20 protein-coding genes are annotated in these 25,515 nt (G+C 52.6%); 17 read left to right on the top strand and 3 right to left on the bottom strand.

Features of this window, described 5'->3' with window-relative positions; genetic code table 11:
• Positions 1-41: 41 nt before the first annotated feature.
• Positions 42-1,280: an efflux RND transporter periplasmic adaptor subunit gene (locus ACYVJM_RS01235; RefSeq protein ID WP_461146388.1), complete on the bottom strand. Its 1,239-nt coding sequence runs from the start codon at positions 1,278-1,280 to the stop codon at positions 42-44.
• 165 nt (positions 1,281-1,445) lie between these two features.
• Between ACYVJM_RS01235 and ACYVJM_RS01230 the strand changes: the two genes are divergently transcribed.
• The 15 genes from ACYVJM_RS01230 to ACYVJM_RS01160 all read left to right on the top strand — a co-directional run bounded on the left by ACYVJM_RS01230 (position 1,446) and on the right by ACYVJM_RS01160 (position 20,572).
• On the top strand, positions 1,446-2,117 hold the full coding sequence (locus ACYVJM_RS01230; protein ID WP_461146387.1) for a response regulator transcription factor: 672 nt from the start codon (positions 1,446-1,448) through the stop codon (positions 2,115-2,117).
• A 3-nt stretch (positions 2,118-2,120) separates the two neighbouring features.
• Positions 2,121-3,566: a HAMP domain-containing sensor histidine kinase gene (locus ACYVJM_RS01225; protein WP_461146386.1), complete on the top strand. Its 1,446-nt coding sequence runs from the start codon at positions 2,121-2,123 to the stop codon at positions 3,564-3,566.
• Between the two features lie 107 nt (positions 3,567-3,673).
• The gene (locus ACYVJM_RS01220; RefSeq protein ID WP_461146385.1) at positions 3,674-4,024 is read left to right on the top strand and encodes a hypothetical protein; all 351 of its coding nucleotides are present in this window, start codon (positions 3,674-3,676) and stop codon (positions 4,022-4,024) included.
• A 20-nt stretch (positions 4,025-4,044) separates the two neighbouring features.
• A complete protein-coding gene (locus ACYVJM_RS01215) occupies positions 4,045-4,374 on the top strand; it encodes an ArsR/SmtB family transcription factor (RefSeq protein ID WP_461146384.1) in 330 nt (109 codons plus the stop codon).
• 62 nt (positions 4,375-4,436) lie between these two features.
• Positions 4,437-5,339: an arsenite methyltransferase gene (locus ACYVJM_RS01210; RefSeq protein ID WP_461146383.1), complete on the top strand. Its 903-nt coding sequence runs from the start codon at positions 4,437-4,439 to the stop codon at positions 5,337-5,339.
• Between the two features lie 89 nt (positions 5,340-5,428).
• Complete coding sequence (gene arsN2 / locus ACYVJM_RS01205) at positions 5,429-5,863, top strand: arsenic resistance N-acetyltransferase ArsN2 (RefSeq protein WP_461146382.1); 435 nt, start codon at positions 5,429-5,431, stop codon at positions 5,861-5,863.
• 11 nt (positions 5,864-5,874) lie between these two features.
• Entirely contained in the window at positions 5,875-6,906 is a 1,032-nt protein-coding gene (arsB, locus tag ACYVJM_RS01200) for an ACR3 family arsenite efflux transporter (protein WP_461146381.1), read from the top strand.
• Positions 6,907-7,649: 743 nt separating this feature from the next.
• Complete coding sequence (locus ACYVJM_RS01195; protein ID WP_461146380.1) at positions 7,650-9,320, top strand: sulfatase family protein; 1,671 nt, start codon at positions 7,650-7,652, stop codon at positions 9,318-9,320.
• 24 nt (positions 9,321-9,344) lie between these two features.
• Positions 9,345-11,069, top strand: coding sequence for a sulfatase family protein (locus ACYVJM_RS01190; RefSeq protein ID WP_461146379.1), 1,725 nt, complete (start codon positions 9,345-9,347; stop codon positions 11,067-11,069).
• 113 nt (positions 11,070-11,182) lie between these two features.
• Entirely contained in the window at positions 11,183-12,514 is a 1,332-nt protein-coding gene (locus ACYVJM_RS01185; protein ID WP_461146378.1) for a chloride channel protein, read from the top strand.
• 31 nt (positions 12,515-12,545) lie between these two features.
• The gene (locus ACYVJM_RS01180; RefSeq protein WP_461146377.1) at positions 12,546-13,220 is read left to right on the top strand and encodes a response regulator; all 675 of its coding nucleotides are present in this window, start codon (positions 12,546-12,548) and stop codon (positions 13,218-13,220) included.
• A gap of 2 nt (positions 13,221-13,222) precedes the next feature.
• Positions 13,223-14,611 (top strand): sensor histidine kinase, encoded by a 1,389-nt coding sequence (locus ACYVJM_RS01175; RefSeq protein ID WP_461146376.1) that lies wholly within the window; start codon positions 13,223-13,225, stop codon positions 14,609-14,611.
• 84 nt (positions 14,612-14,695) lie between these two features.
• Positions 14,696-16,135, top strand: a complete 1,440-nt coding sequence (locus ACYVJM_RS01170; protein ID WP_461146375.1) for a TolC family protein — start codon at positions 14,696-14,698, stop codon at positions 16,133-16,135.
• A 10-nt stretch (positions 16,136-16,145) separates the two neighbouring features.
• Positions 16,146-19,409 (top strand): efflux RND transporter permease subunit, encoded by a 3,264-nt coding sequence (locus ACYVJM_RS01165; protein WP_461146374.1) that lies wholly within the window; start codon positions 16,146-16,148, stop codon positions 19,407-19,409.
• Between the two features lie 14 nt (positions 19,410-19,423).
• Complete coding sequence (locus ACYVJM_RS01160; RefSeq protein ID WP_461146373.1) at positions 19,424-20,572, top strand: efflux RND transporter periplasmic adaptor subunit; 1,149 nt, start codon at positions 19,424-19,426, stop codon at positions 20,570-20,572.
• Positions 20,573-20,579: 7 nt separating this feature from the next.
• Here the strand turns inward: ACYVJM_RS01160 and ACYVJM_RS01155 are convergent, their stop codons facing one another.
• A complete protein-coding gene (locus tag ACYVJM_RS01155) occupies positions 20,580-21,155 on the bottom strand; it encodes a cupin domain-containing protein (RefSeq protein WP_461146372.1) in 576 nt (191 codons plus the stop codon).
• A 296-nt stretch (positions 21,156-21,451) separates the two neighbouring features.
• Here ACYVJM_RS01155 and ACYVJM_RS01150 point away from each other — a divergent pair, with 296 nt between their 5' ends.
• Both ACYVJM_RS01150 and ACYVJM_RS01145 read left to right on the top strand, forming a co-directional pair.
• Positions 21,452-22,300, top strand: a complete 849-nt coding sequence (locus tag ACYVJM_RS01150; protein ID WP_461146371.1) for a DUF1206 domain-containing protein — start codon at positions 21,452-21,454, stop codon at positions 22,298-22,300.
• Between the two features lie 521 nt (positions 22,301-22,821).
• The gene (locus tag ACYVJM_RS01145) at positions 22,822-23,199 is read left to right on the top strand and encodes a VOC family protein (RefSeq protein WP_461146370.1); all 378 of its coding nucleotides are present in this window, start codon (positions 22,822-22,824) and stop codon (positions 23,197-23,199) included.
• A 136-nt stretch (positions 23,200-23,335) separates the two neighbouring features.
• On the opposite strand, the gene ACYVJM_RS01140 is transcribed toward ACYVJM_RS01145, so the two are convergent.
• A complete protein-coding gene (locus ACYVJM_RS01140; protein ID WP_461146369.1) occupies positions 23,336-25,105 on the bottom strand; it encodes an arylsulfatase in 1,770 nt (589 codons plus the stop codon).
• Positions 25,106-25,515 lie beyond the last annotated feature (410 nt).

Below are 25,515 nucleotides of genomic sequence, written 5' to 3'. Positions count from 1 at the left end.
GGTCGATAAGTGAAGTACCAGCGGATAGTCACTCGTTTGGCTTAATTGGTCAGATCATTGTACAGCAACAGGCTGCCTTCGGTAATCACCTGATCGCCGGGCTTCAAATTCCCGCCCGTTACAAAAGCATAGCGGGTTGTGTTGCGAAGCACGTTCACTTCGCGCACGTCATACTTATCCGGGCCGGTCTGCACCACCACATAATAGTGGTCCCGGTCGAAGACCAGTGCTTTTTGGGGTACCGCAAGTGATTTGCCCGTGTCGGTTGTCGAGGGCAAATGGACGTGAATGGTGGCGAACATATCCGGCTTCAGTAATCCTTCTTTGTTTTCGAGCACAATCCGAACCTTTAACACGCGAGCCTGTTCGTCCAGTACACTACTCACGTTATCAATTCTGCCTTTAAAGACTTTATCCGGGTAGGCCAATATCTGCACATCGACCAACTGGCCCTGCTTGATTTCGGGGATATCCGTTTCATAGACGTTTGCCAACACCCAGATGCGCTGCAGACTCGAAATGGTATACAAGGGATTGGTATTGTCGGCGCGTAGATCCTGGCCAGTATTCACATTTTTCTCGACGATGTAACCCGAAATGGGGGCCTTTACGGTAAAATAGGGCTGGCCCGACGTGCTGCTCCCTCCATAAACCCGCAGCACGTTGGTGGAACGGCCTAATTCATCTTCGGCTTTTTTGAGATTATTTCTGGCTGTCACAAAGTCCGTCTCGGAGGCAAACCCGGCCTTAAACTGAGCAGAGACCGTTTTCAGGTTCTGCTGAGCCACCTCCAGATCAGCCTGATCGCCCTTGTAATCATTGACATAGTTGGAGATATCGCCAGAGCGAATCAGCGCCAGGTCCGCCCCTTTCTGTACGTAAGCGCCTAGTGTAACGGTCGTCTTTTCGACATTACCGCTCACCAGAGGGAATACCCGCACCACGTTATCCTGATCGAAGGTAACGGTGCCATTGAGCGTGAGTTCACTTTCGGGGTTGATGCGCCGAACGGAATCGGTGAGGTAGCTACTGGTTGAATCCGCTCGGGATGTCGGAACCTGGCTGGTCTCAGGTTTAGAACCACAGGCGGTGAGGAACCATCCGGTCACCAGTATAAGCAGATAACGGAACATAATGGACATGAGCTTGACGAATCGGGTGTTGGTGGTGTAATGCAGACGTTGCTGAGCCTCAAAGAGGCTTTTTATTACCTTCGCCCTTGTATCTGGGCGAATGAATAGCTCCTTCGTGAGGTTTACGCCCCAAAGGTCTGGCGGCAACTTAAGAGTGAATTGAGAAGCGAATTAAGAAGCTGTTAAATGGCCCGCCCGTAATTAAATAGAAAAATAGGGCGGATAATCCACTTTTATTTTAATTTGCTTTTAATCCAATTGCCAGCACTTTATAGCCGTATCCGTTCGGGTACGACCATTCACCACTCACTTATGAAACTGTTAGTAGTTGAAGACGATCAGAAACTTGCCACCTTTATCAGTAAGGGATTTGAAGCCGAAGCCTTTGAGGTGACGCTTGCCCCCGATGGGCAAGCTGGCTGGCGGCTCTTTCAGGAAAATTCATACGATGTCGTTATTCTGGATGTCAACCTGCCGTATCTGAATGGCTTTGAACTTTGTCGCTACATCCGCAAGCAGACCAACGAGATACCCGTGCTGCTGCTCACAGCCTTCGACAGCCTCAATGACAAGGCAGAAGGATTTGGCAGCGGAGCCGACGACTACCTGTGTAAGCCTTTCGAGTTTCGGGAATTACTCTGGCGGGTTCAGGCCCTGACCCGTCGGCATTTTCGGGAGCGGCAACGTGTTTTGCAGGTAGCCGATTTGGTTCTGGACCCCGACGCCCGACAGGTCATTCGCGCTGGCAAACATATACCGCTGACCTCCCACGAGTATGCCCTGCTGGAATACCTGATGCGGAACCAGGGTCAGGTTGTCTCGCGAGTCGATATCGCCGAGCGGGTCTGGGAGGTTAATCTGGCCACGAATACCAATGTCATCGATGTGTACATGGGCTATCTGCGAAAGAAAGTCGATCGTGATTTCGTACCTAAACTGCTGCATACCGTAGTGGGCATGGGCTACATTCTTCGCGAAGAGTAACGTATGCTGATCCGCAACAAACTTACCCTTGTTTTTACCTGTCTGGCGCTGGCGATCCAGCTTACCTTCTCGGTATTTATCTACGCGTTTTATTCGGTGTATCGCCGACAGGAGTTTTACAGTCAGTTACAGGCCAAAGCCAGGGTGTACGGCCGGGTGCTGATCGGGCGGCAGGATGTAACCCACCTGCTAAATGCCCGCGTGCCCGCCAGCGATTTAATTACACTCACGAGCGAGCAGGTGAGCATCTACGATAATCGCTTTTCCCTGCTCTTCGATAATAAGTATGCCGAATACGACAGGCAGGAACAGAAGCTACTGCCTCAGTTACGGCAGGTAAGCCAACTCACCGACGGAAAACGGCCAACCCAACTGCCAATTCGGCGCTTTACCATCGGGCAAGTCGAAGGGATAGGAACGACGTTTATGCACCGGGGGCAACCCTACTATATTTTCGTGGCCGGCCTCGACCAGTTGGGGCGTTCCAAGCGGTATAACCTGCTGATGCTTCTGCTGATTGGCAACCTGGGTGGACTGATGCTCATCCTGCTGGCGGGCTGGTATTTTGCCGGTAGATTTCTACAACCGCTCAGCACCCTGACACAGACAGTACGGCACATTTCTGAAGCCCATCTTCATACCCGTCTGCACGAAGGCAACCGCCGTGATGAGATTGCTCAACTAGCCATCACGTTCAATACCATGCTGGAGCAACTGGAGCGCTCCTTTGAGAGCCAGCGGCAGTTTGTCGCTAACGCATCGCACGAGTTACGCACTCCGCTAACCAATCTGCTGGGTACGCTGGATACCTCCCTTACCTACGACCGGGAGGCCGAAGCGTACCGGCTCAGCATGGAGTCGGCTATTGACGAAGTACGAAAAGTCATTCATCTGACCAATAGCCTGCTGAATCTGGCCAAGATTGGCAGTGAGCAACTGGCACCCGATGCGGTTCGGCTGGATACCTGTCTGCTGGAGGCCGTGACCCAGGTACAGCGTAAATACCCGGATCGAGGTATCGATCTTTCTTTTGACGACGGGCTGGATGGTTTCTTTATCGTTACCGGCACGGCTCCACTCCTGACCACCGCCCTCACCAATGTCATCGAAAACGCCTGTAAGTACTCCCAGGCTCCCGTGCAGGTGATCCTGCAACCGACTCCGAATGAATCGAAAACCTATGAGGTTCGCGTCATTGACCACGGACGAGGTATTGCTCCAGCCGACCGACCGCATGTGTTTAAACCCTTGGTACGGGGCAGTAATGTTGGTCAGGTAAACGGATTTGGCATTGGGCTGGCGATTGCCCAACAGATTATCCAGCTCCATCACGGACAGATCACCCTGGAGCCAACGCATGCGGAAAAAGATTCCACGGGCAATGCAGGCACAACGGTTAGCATCCAATTGCCGGCAGCCGAAGAAGACAGTGCCCCCCTACCCGCCTGACAATCTATTTGGGTTATCAGGCGGCACAGTTTATAATTTAATTCTCATTTCATTCTTATCCGGCTGTCAGAACTTTCGTTCAATAAAGCCCTTTCGGGCAGATGGCCATGAAAAAGTTATCGAATTTAGTTGATGGGAAATTGCCGGGTGCAGTACCTCAGGGCACAGCCACCTATGGACTACTGCTGGTCCTGTTGGGGTCGCTTTTGCTGAATGTGTACCAGCTTAATGAACAGAATCAGCAAATTGACGAAGCCCGACAAAAGGAGGCTTATATGTTTGATCAGACCGTACAGCTCCAGCAGACCCTTTCCGGTTACCAGCGGCAGATGCATCAGAAAGACAGCGTATTGTACGTACTGCGCTCCTCTCGCTGGTATTTACTACCAGCCTGTGGACCAATAAAATGCCGAAAAAAAGAACAAAAAAGCTCTTATCGTAATATTACAATGAATTAATTATAGGCTACCTTTGCACCATGGGAGTGACGAAAACCGAAATATTCACCGACGAACAGAATCGCCTTGCGGATTTGGCGAAAGCCTTCGCGCATCCGGCACGGGTGGCTATCCTGCAAATGCTGGCCCGGAAAAAAGCCTGCGTTTGCGGTGATCTGGTGGATGAATTGCCGTTGGCCCAGGCAACCGTTTCGCAGCATTTGAAAGAGTTAAAGCGCATTGGCATCATTCAGGGAGAGATCAATCCGCCCCGTGTTTGCTACTGCATCAACGAGACTGTATGGGAAGAAGCACGGCAAGCTTTTGGCTCGCTGTTCGACACAGTCGTTGGTACGGCGACTTGCTGTTAAGGCCGCAGCTATTTTTTTACCCGCTTCAATCGTAATATTACATTTAAACGATAGAGATTTACATGGAAACTGCCGAGCAAATCAAAGAAACCGTACGCCAGAAGTACGGCGCCATTGCTGAACAACCGTACAACGGTCCGGCCGATACTGCTGGCTGCTGTGGCCCTACTTCATGTTGTGACCAATCCCGGCCGGGATCTGAACCAGAAGCCAACGTGCCCATTGTCATGGCTCAGGATTACCAGGAATTAACTGGCTATGTAGCCGATGCCGATTTGGGATTGGGCTGCGGACTACCAACCCAACTTGCCCGGATCAAACCCGGCGACACAGTGGTGGATTTGGGTTCGGGCGCTGGCAATGATTGCTTTGTCGCTCGTGCAGAAGCGGGCGAAACGGGACGCGTGATCGGCCTGGATATGACCCCGGCTATGATTGACCGCGCCCGCAAGAATGCGAAAGCGTTAGGATTTACTAATGTCGAGTTTGTGTATGGCGATATCGAAGACATGCCTTTACCGGACAATTTGGCGGATGTGGTGGTGAGTAACTGCGTGATGAATCTGGTTCCCGACAAGCCGAAAGCCTTTGCCGAAACCTTCCGTATTTTAAAGCCCGGTGGCCATTTCAGCATATCCGATATTGTGCTGCTGGGCGACTTACCCGCAGGGTTACAGCAGGATGCCGAAATGTATGTGGGCTGCGTTTCGGGGGCTATCCAGAAGGACGCTTATTTGCAACTCGTTAAACAGAACGGATTTACGGATATTCAGGTGCAAAAAGAACGTGAGATCAACCTGCCCGATTCGGTGCTGCAAAATTATTTGTCTGCCGACGAAATTGCGGAGTACCGCCAACGGAACAAAGGGATCTACAGTGTGACTGTCTTTGCCCGGAAGCCTGTCCGCAGCGCTGATACAAAACCAGCCGGCAGTGCTTGTTGCGGCCCGGATTGCTGTAACTAACACGCCCAACACTGCCCAATCATCAATCAACTCGAAACGTACATGAAGTTTGTTAAGAATTGATTCTGTGAACCCATCCTGCACTATTCATGGACATTTCTATTGAAACAGCCCGGCCGGACGAGAAAGAAGCCGTTGTGGCTTTGCTTGAACAAGGCGATCTGCTCACCGAGGACTTACCGGCGGGCCTCCCCCATTTCGTCCTGGCCAAAGACGAGGGAATTCCCGTGGGCGTAGCGGGTCTTGAGTCCTTCGGATCGGTGGGCCTACTGCGTTCGGTGGCCGTCGACCCCGCTCATCAGGGAAAAGGCATTGCGGCTCAACTGATCGACCGCCTGGCAGTTACCGCCGAAGCCATGCAGTTGAAAGAAATCTACCTGATTACTACTACTGCCGAGGGGTATTTTACGCGCTGCGGTTTTGCCTTTGTGAGCCGGGATACTGTGCCCGAAGTCATCCAGCAAACCCGGCAGTTCAGCGGTCTTTGCCCCTCATCGGCAATCGTGATGAAACGCACGCTTTAAACCACCCAATCATGAGTACCCCCCGTTTATCGTTTCTCGACCGATTTCTGACGCTGTGGATATTCCTGGCGATGCTGATCGGTGTGGGCATCGGTTACTTTTTCCCGCAGTCGGAGCGCTTCATCAATGGTTTCACTTCCGGCACCACAAATGTGCCGTTGGCCGTTGGCCTGGTTCTGATGATGTATCCTCCGCTGGCAAAAGTCAGGTATGAAGAACTGCCCAAGGTGTTTGCCAACACTAAAATCCTGGCACTTTCGCTTCTGCAAAACTGGATTGCTGGCCCTTTGCTAATGTTCGGTCTGGCGGTTATGTTTTTACCTGATAAGCCCGAATACATGACGGGTCTGATCATGATCGGCATAGCCCGTTGTATTGCGATGGTGATTGTCTGGAACGATCTGGCAGGTGGCGACCGGCTATACGCGGCTGGCCTGGTGGCCTTCAACAGCATCTTCCAGGTGTTTTTCTATTCCGTCTATGCCTGGCTATTCATCACCGTATTGCCGCCCCTGTTCGGGCTGCATGGCTACAGCGTAACGATCGGCATTGGCGAAGTAGCTAAAAGCGTTTTCATTTATTTGGGCATTCCCTTTTTGGCGGGTCTTCTCTCACGGATGCTCCTCACACGAGTGTTTAGCCAGACATGGTACGAACAAACGTTTTTGCCTGCTATCAGTCCAATAACGCTCTACGCGTTACTGTTCACGATTGTGGTCATGTTTAGCCTGAAGGGACAGCTCATTGTTTCTATTCCGCTCGACGTGCTGCGCATCGCCCTTCCGCTATCGATCTATTTTGCTATCATGTTCTTTTCGGCTTTCTACCTGTCCAAACGGGCCGGTGCCGATTACGGCAAATCAACCTCACTGGCTTTCACGGCCGCAGGTAACAATTTTGAGTTGGGTATTGCTGTAGCCATCGCGGTATTCGGTATCAATTCCGGGGCTGCTTTTGCCGCCGTGATCGGGCCGTTGATCGAAGTTCCCGTGCTGATTCTGTTAGTCAACTTTGCACTTAAACAACAAAAGAAATTCAAGTAATCCAGCTATTGCTCATGATCTGAATGGGTATCAGGCAAGCCGGCTAAAGCTCACAAAAGTTCCGGTTATTACCGGCATCAAACAAGTGGTCCCCTGAAACTAGATATCGATGTCGGTTTATTATTATATCAAACCTATCGAAGCGACGCCCTGAGCCCATTTAATACAACGATTACCTTTATGGTCGATGTCATTCTGCGGAACCCGTTCCATCGATCCTTCCGGCCTAAGGAGGGCGAACTCAACCCGTATGAAAAGTAATTCCTGGTTTGGCGCACGTTTGCAGGTTTTTGTCACTGCTAATTGCCTTACCCTACCGTGAATAATGGACATTTTAACGACTAAGCAAGGCTCGTTTTTGTCATCCCGACGAAAGGAGGGATCTTGGGTAATAGTGAAGTGCTCCAACTTACCCAAGATCCCTCCTTTCGTCGGGATGACAAAAACGAGCTATTGATATTCAAATATTTAAGTATGAGTACATCCATGATTCTCGTTACACCAGGAATAAGTTCTTCAGAAAATTTAAGTAAACCTCAAAGAACCAGCCGGGCCTGCCCGGAGCTACGGCACTCAGGAGTTAGCTACTCCCAAACGGGTAGAGCAGGGCAAGTTCTTTCTTTGCAATGAGTCAAAAAGCAGCAGTTATCGCTCACCGATCTCTATAAAATCGAGTCCCGATACCGCTCTGTCAACTACCCGTTCCCGGTTTGTAAGTGATTAACCCATAAAATTCTCAGCGTATGTTTTTACGATCCCTGCCCAACTGGCTAACCGGAGTGACTTTACTAGGGCTGCTGGTGGTCATCGTGCCGGCTTTTTCACCCGAAACGGAAAACGCTGCACCGCCATCGAAACCCAACGTTATCTTTATTATCTCCGACGACCACACCTCACAGGCAATCAGTGCCTACGGGAGCAAGCTGGCGAAAACGCCCAATATCGACCGTATTGCACGGGAAGGGGCCATCCTCTACAATAACATCATCTCCAACTCGATTTGTGGACCCAGCCGGGCAACGTTGCTGACGGGTAAGTTCAGCCATACCAACGGCTATAAACTAAACGAAAAAGTATTCGACATCAACCAGCCCGTTTTTCCGGAAGAGTTACAAAAAAACGGCTACCAAACCGCCTGGGTGGGTAAAATGCACCTGGGTAGCCTGCCCCACGGCTTCGATTACCTCAACATCCTGCCCGGTCATGGCAGCTACTACAACTCGGATTTTGTCAACTCGCAAAACCAGACCAAACGCTATCCCGGTTATGTTACCGACGTGGTGACACAGCTTTCGACCGAGTGGCTGGAGAAGCGGGATACGTCCAAGCCCTTCTTTCTGGTGGTGGGCCATAAAGCAACCCACCGCGAGTGGATGCCTGCCATTGAGGATTTGGGCGCTTATGACAAGGTCACGTTTCCGATACCCCCCACGTTTTACGACCAATACGAAGGGCGGCTGGCGGCTCAGAAGCAGGATATGACCATCGATAAAACGATGCGGCTCAAGGAAGACCTGAAAATTCACGTGGATTATGACCTGGATGAATCGAAGATGGATCAGGCGAAAAAGGAATTGAATGAAGCCTATTTCGGGAATCAGCCCATTACTCCGGAGCGGGATAAGCAATTGGAAAACTATGTGCGCAATGGTTCCTACAAGCGGCTTGACCCGGAGCAGAAGAAAGCCTTTTCGACGTATTATAATCGTGTCAGCCGCGAATTCGACGCGCAGAAGCTCAGCGGTAAAGCTCTGGTGGAATGGAAGTACCAGCGCTACATGCGGGATTATTTAGCGACCGCCAACTCCCTCGACCGCAACATTGGTAAATTGCTCGCCTACCTCGACCAAACAGGTCTGGCCAAAAATACGGTCGTTATTTATACCTCCGACCAGGGCTTTTACCTGGGCGAGCACGGCTGGTTCGATAAGCGGTGGATCTACGAGGAATCCCTGAAAACGCCGTTCGTTATTCGTTATCCGGGCGTTATTAAACCCGGCACCCAGGTACGCAGTGTCGTGTCGAATGTCGACTGGGCACCGACTTTGTTAAATATTATGGGTACGGCTATTCCCGGTGAGCTGCAGGGGAAATCCTTTTTACCGGTGCTGACGGGACAGAAAGCCAACTGGCAGGATCAGGCCTATTACCACTATTACGAATATCCGGAGCCGCACCACGTGTCACCCCATTTCGGTCTTCGTACGGATCGCTATACCATTGCCCGCTTTTATGGACCTGAGAATTTCTGGGAGCTATATGATATTCAAAAAGACCCGCACAACCTGAAAAACGTGTACGGTCAAAAAGGATACGAGACAATAACGGCCACCCTGAAAACGCAGCTAAAGGCGCATATTGTCAAAAACAAGGATACCGAAGCTTTAACGATTTTTGAGAGCCGTCCGCAATAACCTAACCTTCTATATTCTGTTGTCATGAAACGGATTGCCCACCTGGTATTTGTTCTGCTCGTCTGGGCCGGTGTAGGCACTGCTTCGGGTCAACAGGTCGTCAACCGGCAAGCGGCAGGGCGACCCAACATTATCTGGATCACCTGCGAAGATACGTCGCCCTACATTGGGGCTTATGGGGATAAAGAGGTGAAAACCCCGAACATCGATCAACTGGCGAAGGAAGGTGTACGCTATACGCATGTCTACACCACCGCCGGTGTTTGCGCGCCCAGCCGATCGGCCATTATAACGGGGATGTACCAGCAGTCGATCGGTACGCAGCATATGCGTACCGGTGGCGACCCTAAGTACCAGCCGGTTCCCCCGTATTCGGCCGTCATTCCTGAAAATGTAAAATGCTTTCCGGAGTACCTGCGAAAAGCGGGTTATTACTGCACCAACAACGAGAAGCAGGATTATCAATTTGTGGCTCCTGTAACGGTGTGGGATGAAAATGGGCCGGCAGCCTCCTTTCGGAATCGACCCAAAGACAAGCCTTTCTTTGCCGTTTTCAATTTCATGATTACGCATGAATCCCAGTTGTTTAGCCGGAAAGATAGTTTGCTGGTTGATGGCAGCCAGGTGAACGTGCCGCCCCTTTACCCCGACACGAAAGTGGTTCGTCAGGGTATTGCCCGCATGCTGACCAACGTTGAGCGGATGGACAGCCAGGTTGGCGAACTTATTCGGATGCTGAAAGCGGATGGCCTGTATGACAACACGATTATCTTTTTCTATAGTGATCACGGCGGTAATCTACCCTGGACGAAGCGGGAGATACTGGAGCGGGGAACGCACATTCCTTTCATTATCCGGTTTCCGGGAGCCTCCAGCGCCGGTACCGTCAATGCCGACTTGATCAGTGCCGTTGACTTTGCCCCGACGGTCCTTTCACTGGCCGGAATCCCCATTCCAAATTACATGCAGGGGCAGGCCTTTCTGGGAAAACAGAAAGCTAAATCCGCTCGCCGGTATGTGTTTGCCGCCCGCGACCGGATGGATACGGAATATGACCGGGTTCGTATGGTGCGGGATAAGCGTTACCGCTATCTCTATAACTACATGCCCGAGAAGCCCTATTATCAGCCTATCCAGTACCGGATGAGCATACCGATGATGCGGGAGATCATCGCCTTACGGGATGCCGGGAAGCTTGGTCCAATACCGATGAGCTGGTTTACCACCAAACCCGTGGAAGAGCTCTACGACCTGGAAAATGACCCCTACGAACTGCACAATCTGGCAACGGACCCTGCTCATAAGCGCAAGCTAAACGAGCTACAGGCCGTGTATCAACAGTGGATCAGGCAGGTGGGCGATAGAGCCGCCACCCCCGAACGGGAAATGCTCCGGCAAATGTGGAATGGTCTGGACGAGCCCCCGGCTACCGCTTCACCGCAGGTGAAACCGGCCTCCGGCGGGGTAACATTGGCCTGTGCCACCAAAGGGGCATCTATTGGGTACCGGGTGGTGAAAGCGGGCAAGCCGGACGTCACGGACATGCACACCGTCGAGAGCTGGGATTTTGTCATTATGACGGGCGCGAAAACGGGCGGAAAAGTGCCTGCCCAACCCGTCTGGGATGTCTATTCCGACTCGGTTATACCCCTCGACCCTGGCGACACGCTGTACGTCAATGCCATGCGTATTGGCTATAAGGCAGCCGTTCTTGCATACAGAGATGGGCAGGTCGTTGCCAGTAAATAAGGGCGCTAACCGGGGCAACCAGTCCTATTGGTCCCTTTCAGCTATTGCTTACCCGCCGGCAGTAACCAGCAGCCCGGATAAACTGAGTGTACACTTCTACAGTTTACATCCTAATGCGGATTAATGAGGAAGTGATCTTATTCTTTTCAGTGCTGAAATGGCTGATCATTGCCAGTCTCATCGGCTGTCTGGCGGGCTTTGTTGCGTCGGGATTCATCCGCTTTCTTCATTACGTTATTGAACAGAGCAACGCCTATCAGCCTATCTTTTACCTGCTGCCACTCAGCTTCTTTCTGGCCAATCTACTCAGCCAGTTTGTTTTGAAGCGTCATCTCGGAACCGACACCCTGATTGAGGCCATCAATACAAATTACGGCAAGCTGGAAGGGGGCTTCATTCCAACCAAAGTCATTAATGTGGTACTTATTCTGGCAACGGGTGGCTCAGCGGGTAAAGAGAGCCCCTGCGCCCAGATTGGCGCAGGTATCGGAAGCGTCTGCGCCAATTTGTTTCGGGTAGACGACGTTGATCGCCGAAAGATGGTCCTTTGTGGCTTTTGTGCCGGGTTTGCCTGTGTCTTTGGCGCGCCCATGGCGGGGGCTTTGTTTGGCATAGAGGTATTGGCCGTTGGGGTTATTTTTTATGATGTACTACTGCCCGCCTTTGTAGCCTCTCTAACGGCCTACCAGGTTTCTTCGGCCCTTGGGGTCACGTTCTTTTATTATCCCCTGAAATTTGTTCCGGCTTTCGGGCAAGGTTTTTTCCTGCAACTACTGGCGGGTGGGTTATTTTTTGGAGTATGCGCCTACGCCCTCATTCGAGTCATCCAAAGCAGTACGCGTTTTACCCAGGCGATCCCCCTCTGGCGCCCCTTAAAGGGGCTGCTGGGCGGGGTAATTCTGGTCGGTTTGACCCTTTTGTTCTCCAGAGACTATTTAGGATTAGGCCTGAATTTGATGGAAGACTGCATTCGCGGCATGCCGGTGAAAGGGTATGCCTTTCTGCTGAAAGCCTTGTTTACGGTCATCACACTCAGTATCAGCCGGAGTGGTAGTGTCATTACGCCGATATTATTTATCGGTGCAACGGCCGGGAGTTTCTTCGCCAATCTGGTCGGGGCAGATCAATCCACCTTTGCGGCTATCGGCTTTGTAAGTCTGCTGGCGGGAACCACCAATACACCCATTGCAACCAGTATGCTGGCGGTTGAATTGTTTGGTGCGTCAATTGCCCCGTATGCCGCCTTGTCCTGCGTCATAAGTTTTCTGATGTCGGGCCACCAGAGTCTTTATGCAGCCCAGCAACTGGTGGTGCCAAAGTCGGCAGCCCTTTCGGCTGATCCGGGCACCCCGATTGGCAAGCTGCCAGCAGCCAGACAACCGACCGATATTCGACTGTGGGCCTGGGTTGAGCGAATCAAACAATTCCTGAAAAAGCATTCCTAAACTGCGACTCTTGCCCTCCCCTGCACTCACTATGAAAATACTACTCGTTGAAGACGAAGTAAGCCTGGCCTCGTTCATTCGCAAAGGCGTCGAGAGCGAAGGCTACGAAATTGATCTGGCATATGATGGGTTGGTGGGGCAAAGTCTGGCCGACAACCACAGCTACGATGTTATTGTGCTGGATGTCAATTTACCGCACATCAACGGATTTGATTTATGTCGGCGGATCAAGCAGGCACTACCCCGCCAATCGGTTATGCTGCTCACCGCGCTGGACAGCCTGCCCGACAAAGAAAACGGCTTTGGCGCTGGTGCCGACGACTATCTGGTGAAACCCTTCGCGTTTCGGGAGCTGATGCTGCGGATCAAAGCGCTGGCCCGGCGAAACAGCGACTTAACGGGATTGAAAACCGTGTTGCGCGTGGCCGATCTGGAACTCGACACCGAGGCTCATTCGGTATTCCGTGCCGGAAAACGCATTGACCTGACGGCCCGGGAATATGCCCTCCTGGAATACCTGATGATCAACCAGGGACGCACCGTTAGCCGGGTCGATATTGCCGAAAAAGTATGGGATCTGCATTTCGATACCACGACAAACGTGATCGAGGTGTATATCAACTACCTGCGAAAAAAAATTGACAAGGAATTTAACCCCAAACTATTGCACACGATTGTGGGAATGGGGTATGTTTTACGAGGTTGAGCATGCAAATCAAGCACAAACTTATTCTTTGGTTTTCGTTACTGGTAGCCAGCATTCTGTTCATATTTTCGGTGTACGTCTACAGTACCTATACCAACTTCCGGCAACGCTCCATCGAAGACCGGCTATCCCGGAAAGCCAGGGTAACGGAACAACTGCTCACGCTCAGGGGATCGGTGGCAGGCAGCGTCATTACGTCCATGCTCGAGCAGGTGGAGTTCGTTTATTCGCCATCCGACAGCCTGATCTACACCAGCCAGCAAACCAACGACTTTGTATCGACTAATGCCTTTCGGGAGCGCGTCCGGCGGGAGAGGCTGGTTAGGTTCACCTACGAAAGTCCGGGACACCTCTACCCCAAAGACGGCGTTGCCCTCACCTACGCGGGGGTTACGCCGTCTCCCGATGGGCGGGAATATGTAGCCATTGCAACTGCTTACGATCAGGACGGGTATCAGCGTCAGCATGATTTACGCGACCTGTTTATCGTGGGTAATGTGGTGGCGATCGGGCTGGTTAGTCTGCTGGGGTATTTTTTCTCACGCCAGGCTCTCCAGCCGCTCAGCAACCTGATTGTTCAGATCAATGCGCCAGGGGCCAGCACAGTCCCGTTCCGGCTGAAGGCCGATAATCCGCACGATGAGGTTGGCGTGCTGGCTCAGGCGTTCAATGACTTACTCGTCCGGCAGGAACAGCTGGTAGAGAACCAGCGGTCGTTTATCGCGCAGGCTTCTCATGAATTACGAACGCCCCTAACGACGCTGAAGGGATGGCTGGAAACGTCGCTGTTATATGATACCGATCTGGACAGCCTCCGGCGAGGTATGGCTCAGGCGGTAAAAGAACTCGATAAACTAACGGCCTTGTCGAGTGGCCTGCTGCAACTGGCCCGGATTGACGGGGTCGATGCACAACTCGACCGGCAGCCCATCGAGCTGGTCGAAGTTGTGCTCGAAGCCGCCGATACGCTGGGAAAACAGCGGGCGGGGCAGGCCTTATCCGTACAAATCAGTGACGGTATCATCGAACAGCAATTGCCCGTTATGGTTTGGGGTAATGCCCACCTGCTTAAAACCGCACTGCTGAATCTGCTGGATAACGCAGCAAAGTACTCGAGTGGACAACCGGTTGAATTATGTTTGGAAATGGATACCGAACAGCGGGCCCGAATCCGCATCGAAGACCGGGGCATTGGTTTGGCACCCGGCGAAGAAGAGCGGGTTTTACTGCCGCTGGTGCGGGGTTCCAACGTACAGATGATGGAGGGATTCGGGATTGGGTTAACGCTGGCCCACCGGATTATTACCCTGCATCAGGGACAACTCCAGCTACGGCCCCGCACCGGCGGAGGGACGATTACGGATGTCACTCTGCCGCTTCGTTCGGCTTGAGGGGCTCTAATAGTAACTAATCTGGCACTAATCTGGCTCTAATATCGCGGCTGTAGCTTTGCCCTTATTCATCGAATCAGGTGTATGCTCAGCGGAGAAAAACAATTTGCAGGGGTACTGGTGCTGGTAGCCGGTTTGTGGTCTGGCCAGTCCAACGCGCAACCGGGCTCTACGGCTCCTGCCGCAACCAACCAGCTTACCTTGTTGCAGGCGCTGGACATAGCCCGCACCAACTACCCGATTCTGCGGGGTAAACTGGCCACGATCCGGGCGGCCGAAGCCGATGCACAAGTTCTGAACCTGTCGTTGCTGCCCCAGGCGGGTATGCAGGCACAGGCCCTGAATGCGACATCCAATCAGGTTCGGGGGGCCTACGTTTCCAACGGCGGGCTATTGCTACCCATCTCAGGTGTTCGTACGGATGGGTTCAACAACCAGGCGAGCTGGAGCAGCGGTGCTTCGCTGGTCGTCGACTGGGAGGCCGTAACCTTCGGGCGCCGGCAAGCTCGGCGAAATCAGGCGCGGGTAGCCATTGAACAAGCCCGGGCCGACTACGAAGGCGAATTGTTTACCCACCAGGTACGGGTTTGCGATGCCTATCTGTTAGCCCTCAACGCCCGCAAATCAGTAGCTCTGCAAGCTGCTAACCTTCGGCGGGCACAAGCGCTTCAGCTCATCATCCGGGCCAGCACCGAAGGTGGACTTCGGCCGGGTATTGATAGTTCGGTCACCAATGCCGAAGTAGCCCGCGCCCGGTTGCAGTTGCTCGAAAGTCAGCAGCTGGCTCAGCAGCAGGTTCTCCGGCTAACCGAACTACTGGGGCAGCCCAATCCGAACGTCCAGCTCGATTCGCTGGCGTTTTATAACCGTATTCCCCAACTGCCCGTCGCCCCACCGGCAGGATCGACTCTTCACCCCCAGTTGCGGGCTTATCAGAAAGCCATCGACCTGGGAAGAGCGGGCGAGACCCTACTCAAAGCTGGCGCTTTACCTTCGATTTCGGTCCTCGGCTCCCTTCAGGGAAGAGGCTCCGGTATTGGCGAGCAGGCCCGGCCCGATGGCAGCTTCCGCATCGACCCGTCGCCGGGAGCCGGTTTGCCCCTGCGCGCCTATAATTACATTGTGGGAGTTACGGCCATCTGGCGGCCAACCGATCTGTTTCGTACGAAATACCAGCTTTCGGCTCAGAAAGAGCGCATCAACAGCGTCCAGGAATCGTTCGATCAGCAGTCATTAGCCATTCAGGCGGCCAGTCAGAATGCGGTATTACAGCTTGAACTGGCGCAGGCCCGGGCTCAGCAGGCACCGCTTCAGCTGGATGCGGCCCAGCAGGCGTATATACAGGCACAGGCCCGCTACGAATCGGGCCTGGACAATATTCTGGCGCTGACCCAAACGACTGCGCTGCTCAACCGGGCCGAAGTCGACCAGGCGCTGGTAACCAATAGTGTCTGGCGGGCTTTGCTCCTGCGCGCGGCTACGGCCGGCGATCTCGATAGTTTTCTCCTACAACTCCCCCGCTAACGCAACGATTATGATTAAATCAGCCCTAGCCAAACCCATTACGGTCATCGTTGCCATGGCGGGTGTCATTTTATTTGCGGTGCTGGCCCTCCTCCAGATACCGGTCGACATTTTTCCCCGGCTTAACCTGCCCACGATTTACATTGCCCAACCTTATGGCGGGATGACCCCGGCCCAGATGGAAGGCTTTATTGCCACCCGGTACCAGAACCAGCTGCTGTATGTATCCGGTATCAAAGCGGTAGAGGTAAAAAATATTCAGGGCCTTTGCCTGGTTAAATGTACGTTTTACGAAGACGTCAACATGGCGCAGGTATCGGGCGAAGTCGCCAACCAGGTTAGCCGGGTTATGAACTACCTGCCGCCCGGCACGGTGCCCCCCACGGTCGTGCGTTTCGATGCTTCCAGCTTACCCGTGGGGCAGTTGGTGTTCAGCAGCCGCCGGGCGTCGCTGGGCGAGATGCAGGATCTGGCCTCCACCCGAATCCGGCCCCTATTTTCCCAGATTCCCGGTGCATCCGCCCCCCCTCCGTTTGGTGGTAACGAACGAACCGTTGTTGTAAAAGTCGACCCCGAGCGGATGCGCAGCTACGAGCTGACACCTGACGAAATTGTGCAGTCGGTGGTGAAGAACAACCAGATTTCACCCGCCGGCAGCGTGCAGATGGGCGACTATACCGTGATGACGCCCAGCAATACGGTACTCGACAAGGTGAGTGAATTTATGAATATCCCCTTACGAAAAGGGGTCGGCCCAACGGTGTTTCTGCGCGACGTAGCGACCGTGGAAGATGCCACCGACATTCCGGTGGGGTATGCGCTGGTGAACGGGAAGCGGTCGGTATACATTCCCGTGACCAAAAGTGCCGACGCGTCCACGATGAGCGTGGTGAATGCACTGAAGGCTAAACTACCCGAAATGAAAGCCCTGCTGCCCGACGATGTGCAGCTTACCTACGAATTTGACCAGTCGGTATACGTGACTCAGGCGGTGCATAGTCTGGCAGTTGAAGGGGGACTAGGGGCCATTCTGACCGGCCTGATGGTGCTGTTGTTTCTGGGCGACTGGCGTAGCTCGCTGATCGTTATCTTGACTATACCAGTTTCCATACTGACGGCCATTCTCCTGCTCAACCTGACGGGTCAGACCATCAACATCATGACCCTCTCGGGGCTGGCGCTGGCCATCGGTATTCTGGTCGATCAGGCAACGGTGGTGATCGAGAACATTCACCAGCACCTGGAGATGGGGAAACCCAAAGCCCGCGCCATTCTGGATGCCTGCCAGGAAATGTCGTTTCCGCTTCTGCTCATTACGCTTTGCATTCTGGCGGTTTTTGCCCCGGCTTTTCTCATGAACGGGGTGCCCAGGGGTATGTTCCTGCCCTTATCGCTCTCGGTCGGCTTTTCGATCATGGTCTCTTACCTGCTCTCCCAGGTGTTTGTGCCGGTGGTTGCCAACTGGTGGCTGAAGAACCATGAACACGCCAGCCCGCATGACCTGAGTATACTGCCTGACTTGAACAATCAACCCGAAAATAGGCAGGAGAACTACGAAGCCACCCATCCCGAAAAGGTGACGGGTTTCGAGCGATTTAAACTGGGTTACCTCCGCCTGCTCGATACGCTGATGGCTCATCGAACCCTGGTTATTGGGGTATATGTGATCGTTTGCGGGCTGATGATCGGGATCGGGTTTTCTCAGATCGGGCAGGATATGATGCCCCGGCAAAACCATGCGCACCAGTTTCAGGTGCGGATCGTGGGGCCGCAGGGGCTGCGTATCGAACGGACCGAAGCGCTGACAAAACGTGTGATCAAACAGATCAATGACCTTGTAGGTGAGAAAAATGTCGCCATATCATCCGCCTTTGTGGGAATGACCCCCTCCAGCTATGGTACCAGCGCTCTGTATGTCTTTAACGCCGGGCCGCATGAGGCCGTGCTGCAGATTAACCTGTCAGACGACTACAAGGTCGAGTCCATGGACGCGCTGAAAGAGCAGATCCGCCAGCGGGTGCGTCGAAAAATGCCCAACGTACGCCTGTCGTTCGAACCCATCGACCTGACTGATAAAATCATGAGCCAGGGCGCACAAACCCCCATCGAGATTTTAGTGGGAGGTAAAGACCTGACCGAAGGACAGCATTATGCCAACCGACTTCTGACCCGGCTGCGGGAAATTCCCTACCTGCGCGACCTACGAATCAACCAGCCGCTCAGCTATCCGACCGTATCGATCAAGATCGACCGCGAGCGGGCCGCTCAACTGGGACTCAGCACCGACGAGATTTCCAAGTCATTGGTAGCAGCTACCTCGTCGAGCCGATTTACGGCCAAGAACCTGTGGCTCGACCAGTCCAAAGGGTTTGCCTATCAGGTGCAGATTCAACTGGAGCAGGATCAGATGAAATCGGTCGCCGACATTCAGGCCATTCCACTGGTAAAAGGGCAGCTGCGGCCCACATTGGGCGATATCGCCACCATTATCCCAACTACCGTTCCTGGTCAGTACGACCGCATCGGCCCCCGGCGCATCATTACGGTTTCCGCCAATATTAACCAAATGGATTTGGGTACAGCCACGCGCGACGTACAGGCTGCCATTACTTCGGCCGGAGATCCACCCAAAGGATCGGTGGTCGAATTGAGGGGGCTGGCTCAACTGCTTCAGGAAACCCTCGGTAGTCTCCAGTTTGGGCTGGGGCTGGCCATCGTCGTGATCTTCCTGCTGCTAGCGGCCAATTACCAGTCGTTTAAAGTAGCGAGCGTTGTTCTGGTGAGCATACCGGCTGTACTGGCAGGCTCCCTCATCTTACTCCTTATAACCGGTCAGACACTGAATCTGCAATCCTACATGGGTATTATCATGTCGGTAGGGGTATCGGTTGCGAATGCCCTGTTGCTGGTGACCAATGCAGAATCCCTGCGACTACGGTACCGGGATGCCCGGGCGGCCGCACGGGTAGCGGGAGCTGCTCGTCTGCGACCGATTTTAATGACTGCCCTGGCTATGATTGCCGGGATGATCCCCATGGCGAGCGGACTGGGGGAGTCAGGCGAACAAACCGCTCCGTTGGGACGGGCGGTAATTGGTGGTCTGTTCTTTTCGACGATTGCGGCCCTGCTGATTTTGCCCGTCGTTTTTGCCGCTATCCAGCGCAAAACGGACTTCGATTCGCCCTCACTCGACCCGGATGACCCAACCAGCACCGTCTATGATGGAACACCCGATGCCCTTACCGAGCGGTCCGAAACCAGTTTAACCTATTAAAAACGATCAACACCATGAAGTTATATTCTGAGATATTCTATGCTGTGCTCCGACCCGGTTTACGTCTGACTTTACTGATCGGGATAGGATTTCTGTTCAGCCGGTGCGGCAACTCCTCGGCCGAAAAAAGCCGGATGGAAGAAGCTCCCATTGAAGAAGACGTCCGATACGAAGCCATCCGGGTGGCTAATTCGCGGCCAACTTCGGAATTAAATTTACCCGGCGAGCTGGAAAGTTACTATGAAACCGACCTGTATCCACGGGTGAGCAGCTACGTAAAAGCGCTGCATGTAGATATAGGGGACCAGGTAAAAAAAGGGCAGGTACTGGCCGAGTTGGAAGCCCCCGAATTAACGGCCAACCTAACCGAAGCCTATTCGAAAGTAAAAGCGGCTGAAGCTGTTTACGGAGCCAGCAAAGGCACTTTCCTGCGCGTATTACGAACCAGCCGAACGCTGGGGGCCATTTCGCCCGTCGATCTGGACGCGTCCCGTACCAAAGCCATTTCGGATAGTCTGGCCGTTGTAGCGGCCAATGCCCATTATAATTCCGTACAGCAGTTGGTCAGCTATTTGAAAATAACGGCTCCCTTTACCGGCGTCATTACCGACCGTCGGCTGTCGCCGGGAGCATTCGTCGGACCCGGCGGCCAAAATGGTGTACCCATGCTGAAGATCAAACAGCTTGACCGGCTTCGGTTGCGTATAGCCGTTCCGGAAGCGTACCTGGGCGATATCCACCGGGGGTCTCCGGTTCAATTTTCCGTTCGTAGTTTCCCCAATGAATCGTTTACCGGGCGTATTAACCGCATTGCCAATAGTGTTCGACCGGAAACCCGCTCTGAACTCGTTGAGATCGACTTTCAGAATAAGGGAAATAAACTGAAACCGGGCATGTTTGCCTCGGTTCGGTTGCCCGTCAGTTCCTCCCGGGCAGGCAGTCTGTACGTCCCCAAATCGGCGATCATCAGTACCATCGACCGTACGTTTGTCCTCAAAGTGGTTGATGGAAAAGCCGTTCGGGTAACAGTCCAAAAAGGCGACGATTCGTCAGGTCAAACACAAATTTTTGGTGATCTAAAGCCGGGTGATATCATCCTGAAAACCGCCAGTGAGGATCTGGCCGACCAGTCCGTCGTGAAAACGCAACTAGTGAATCAGTAAGCAGGGGCTATTTTTTCAACTGATTGATTGGAGGGCCTACCCGTTTAAACCCATGTTCCTCCCGGAATTTGTCCTGGTCTGCTTCACTCATCGTTTTTAATGCCCCTTCGCTTACCTTTTGAAAAAACGTTTCCATTTTACCCGCTGGCTGGAAGGTCATCAATAACCGGCCATTACCGGTGCCTATTTTGGCAAAGCAATGCGGCACGTTTCGCGGGCCAAACACGCTATCACCAGCCTTGGCCTGATAAATAACCTCACCCACCTTAATCAAAAATTCCCCTTCCAGTACGTACCACATCTCATCCTGATCGAAGTGGGTGTGCAGAGCGGGGCCACCTTCTTTTACACGAGTGGATTCATAAACATACAGATCCCCATTGGTGTCTTTGGTGGATACCTTCGTCATAAAGGTATCGCCATCAAAAAGGGAAATGGCATGGTTGAAACGGTCATTGCCCGCATCGACTTTAAAACCTTTGTCAACCCGGTAGCGCTTTAGGGTGTCGGCTGCCCATACGAATGGAGAGGCTAAAAAGGTAGTTGTTACCAGGCAGGCTTTCAAAAAGCTATTTCGTTGCATATCAGTTCAGGATTTTATTATCCGAATTGTGTCCTTGCCACGAATAAATCAGTATTAAAAACACCGTTGGTCAGTTGTTTAGCCAATGGTCATAAATACAGTCATATAATCATCAATAGGTCAAATACGCTATGCAGCAAAGGTCGGCGGTGAGTCCATCTGTTGGAGAATCAGCCCGCTCTTGGCTAACATCACCCTCCTTCAACCCTCACCAGCTTGTACCGCAGCCAAGCCTAAAACAATTAGTAGCTAAAATCAATTTTATCAATTACAGAAGACCGAATAAATTGATTTAGATGACTAACTTATCCAGCCTATCATCCCACTTACCCACGACCCAGCCTGAATGGGTAAAGCGGTTTGCCAAGCTTGGCCTGGTTGCCAAAGGAGTTGTTTACTGCCTGGTGGGCATACTGGCTTTTATGGCTGCGTTTGAAATCGGCGGCCGTTCGGAACAAAATCTCAACAAACAGGGAGTCTTTCGATTTATTCTGGAGCAACCGTTTGGACAGGTTTTGCTGGCACTGGTGGCTGTCGGTTTAGTCTGCTACGCCCTCTGGCGGCTAACGCAGGCGTTTCTCGATAACGAGCACAAAGGGACCGATGCCAAGGGCATTGGTCGTCGAATTGGCTATGCTTTCAGCGGGGTAGTCTATGGGTTCCTGGCTTATGGTTCTTTCCGGATGGTACTGGGTAGCCAGGGTAATCAGGGCGGAGATAGTTCGCGCCAGACCCTCCTTCGGGAAGTGCTGCAGAAACCGGTTGGACAGTGGCTTGTCGGCTTCATTGGGCTGTGTATCATTGGTATTGGTGTGTACCAGATTTACCGCGCCTTGTCGGGCAAATACTTGAAGAATGTCCGGACCTCCTCTATCAAAACCGAAATGAAGGAGATGATTATCCGGTCCGGCAAGATTGGGTATATAGCCCGGGGCATCGTCTGGGGGCTGATCGGATACTTATGTATAAAAGCGGCCATGGAGGCAAATGCCAGCCAGGCCGGAGGCAGTAGCCGTGCGTTTGCCTTTCTGGAGAAAGCCAGTTACGGCTCGTTTATGCTGGGTGCCGTCGCTCTGGGCATGTTTTGCTACGGCATATTCATGTTTGTACGTGCCCGTTACGAAGTGATCAACACGAATAGCTAAGCGTCCCAGTCAAGCAGCCTAACCAGTAGAATGGCCTGTCAGCGCCATCAGTCGCATACAAATTGTAACCGACCCTTCTTCAAATTTTCGCCTGCGGGTATACTCTTCTAATAATCAACGTGTGATTCATTGCTCCCGGACTAATTTCGTTTTGTTTGGAGACCGCTGCCTTTACTCTGACAAGTTGCTTATCGCCTGGAGAAACACATAAAGTTATGGCATTGCTGACCAACACTCGTTCAAAATAACTGAGCTGACGTTGCTGCTCGTCCTGCGCAGTACCCCGGATAGGCAAAGTATATACTAGGGAGGTGACGAATCCGATTGACCTGCCTTTGTTGAATATGTTTCACACACCTACCCTTTAACATCACTGGACGGCTTATACAATTCCGCTAACGGCCTCAGTTTTGGGCAATTTGCCTGGTCTTCCCTCCTCAACTCGCTAAATGGGGTAACAACGGAAATAGATTACGTTTTGACGGTGTTAGTATTGGCAACACGAACTGAAACGACTAAACATGAAAAAAGTAACGGGAATAGGTGGCATCTTTTTCAAATGTGATGACCCGCATCGCATGAATGAGTGGTATGCCCGTCATCTGGGTTTACCGGTGGCGGAGTACGGAACCATTTTCAAATGGCGCGATGCTGAAGAGCCGAACAAAGAAAAAACCACTATTTGGGCCACCTTTGCCAAAGACACGACTTACTTTGGACCCTCTTCAAAGGAATTTATGATCAATTACCGGGTGGAGCAGCTTGACGAGTTGGTTGAGCAGCTAAAAAGTGCGGGAGTAACTATCCTGGATGAAATTGCGGTTTCTGAGTATGGAAAATTTGTTCATATCCAGGATCCTGAAGGGAACAGCATCGAACTATGGGAGGAGGTTGGTTAACCTCTGGCCCCGCTGCCAGAGGTGTTCACCCCAAACGCGTATGTTATGGGTAGTACTTGGTTATTTATCAAACAGGCAGTACAATTGATTGTCGGAATATATCGACAAAAACGAGTGATTTTATTTTGAAAGCAGACTAGTCTGAAGCGGTAAGCAAGAGCGCTTTTACTTCGGCCACCTGCCCATTTGGGACCGGTCCTGCCTGCATCAAAATCCGGTGACGCCCAGCAGACAGCTTAAGCTTCCCTAACCCCAACCAGGCCCAGGGCTTCTCGTAAACCTCTTTACGAGGAATCCGGTCCGGGCTGGGGATCAGGGGCGGGTCGAAACTGGTTTGTATCGTTTGTTGTAGTGTCTGATTACCAGCGGTAATTGTCAGCAGCGTTCCACGAGCGGCAGCCGGAGCGGTATATTGCAGGCTCAATTGATATACCCCGGGCCGCTCAACGGCCACATTCCACCAAATTGAATCGGCTTGTGACTGCCAGTTAATGAGCCAGTCATTCGCCCAACCGTTGCCCTGTTTGTAGTGTACCTTACCCGAAAAATGAGCCTCCGGGGCCTGTAGCAATACCCGTCGACCCGCCACCGGCACAGGCCGGGAAAGATTTATCGTTTGGGATACGTCCCGGAACCAGTGCTCGTAGGCGGCTTGCAGTGTTTGCACCTGTTTAGGCTGCCCGGTTGCCAGATTCCTCGACTGCGACGGATCGCTAAGCATATCGTACAAATGGACCTGCTCCTTTTCCAGGACCAACCGGTATTGTGCTGTGCGAACTGCCCCTGGCTGTGCCGCAAGGCGGCCCGCGCTCATGCCGGCAACGTGAGTAAACAGCAGGCGATCGGGCAGTGTATCAGTCCGTCCCAGCAACAGAGCCGCTAGGCTGCGACCATCGATGGGGTTGGCAGGCCTAAAGCGCAACCCACACAAGCCGACCAGTGTCGGCAGTAGGTCGATGTGGGCGGTATTAGGCCGAATCCGGGTCTGGGGCCGTATCTTACCCGGCCATCGCACGAAGAGCGGCACACGCACGCCCCCTTCATCGACCGACCCCTTGATGCCCTTCATCTCCCCATTGAAGCGGTGGCCGTTGGGACCATTATCAGTTGCAAACACAACAATCGTGTTTTGGGCCAAATTCAGCTGGTCCAGTCCAGCTAACAGCCGAGCCACGTTATCATCGATGTTTTCAACCATGCCGTAGATACTGGCTTGCTCATCGTCGAGGCCTTTGGCTTTATACTTATCAAAATACCGGTCCGCCACCTGGTGAGGGCTGTGGGGGGCATTGAACGGCACATAACAGAAAAAAGGGGTGGTTTTGTGCTGACGCATAAAGTTCAGGGCGGCATCGGTCAACACATCGGTAATATATCCTTTGGTGGACACCATCCGGTCGTTACACTGCAAGTCAGTATCAAAGTAATTATTCCAGTGGCCTGCACAGAAGCCCAGAAACTCATCGAACCCCTGACTATTGGGGTCTTCTGGGGCATGTTCACCGTTGTGCCATTTGCCAAAACAGCCGGTGGCATAGCCGTTCTGGCGGAACACCTCGGCCAGGGTGAGCTCAGCGCCACGCATTCGCTCCCATCCCTGACTGACCGAAACCGTTCCGGTGCGGAGGTGGTAGCGGCCCGTAAGCAGACTGGCGCGGGTGGGCGCACAAAGCGGGCTGACGAAAAAGTGTTCGAACTGGGCTCCACTGCGGGCCAGTCGGTCGAGATTGGGCGTTTCAACAAATCGATTCCCATGTAAGCTCAGGTCACCCCAGCCCTGGTCGTCGGTCAGGATGAACAAAACGTTGGGTCTGGCAGCGGCTGATGAGGGGCTGACAGCCTGTTCACGAGCGATCCATGCGCTGATGAGAAGCGCAGCCATGCCCATCCAAAAAAGGGTTTTCATCAATAAGAATGAATAAGTGAATCCAAGCCGGTTCGTGCAATTAAGCGCCTGGGGATAACCAGTTACTAAAAGAAAGCAGGCGCTTTCTATACTGAAATTTGTCCTAGAAAACGTCCGCTCAAAGAATTAACTACTCAATCACTACTTCGTTCCACTTAGGAACATATCCAGAGATTGGTTATATACCCATTACGTTACATCACCATCCGTAAGTAAGTGGCTAACTGTCAAAATCTTTGTTTGAGTATAGCTTCCATTTCCGAGTCAAAAATTAGTAACCCCTCACTGGCATCGTCAAGCTGTTTGGCCAACTTACCGTCTTTGGTCCAGATTGAACACGGTAAGGGTTAGATCTATCTTAAACATAGGCTCGCCGGTTACATCTTTTGAGTGAAGATGCTGATTATCTA

The sequence above is a fragment of the Spirosoma pulveris genome (genome assembly GCF_054781875.1).
This window is presented reverse-complemented; position numbering and strand designations above follow the sequence as displayed.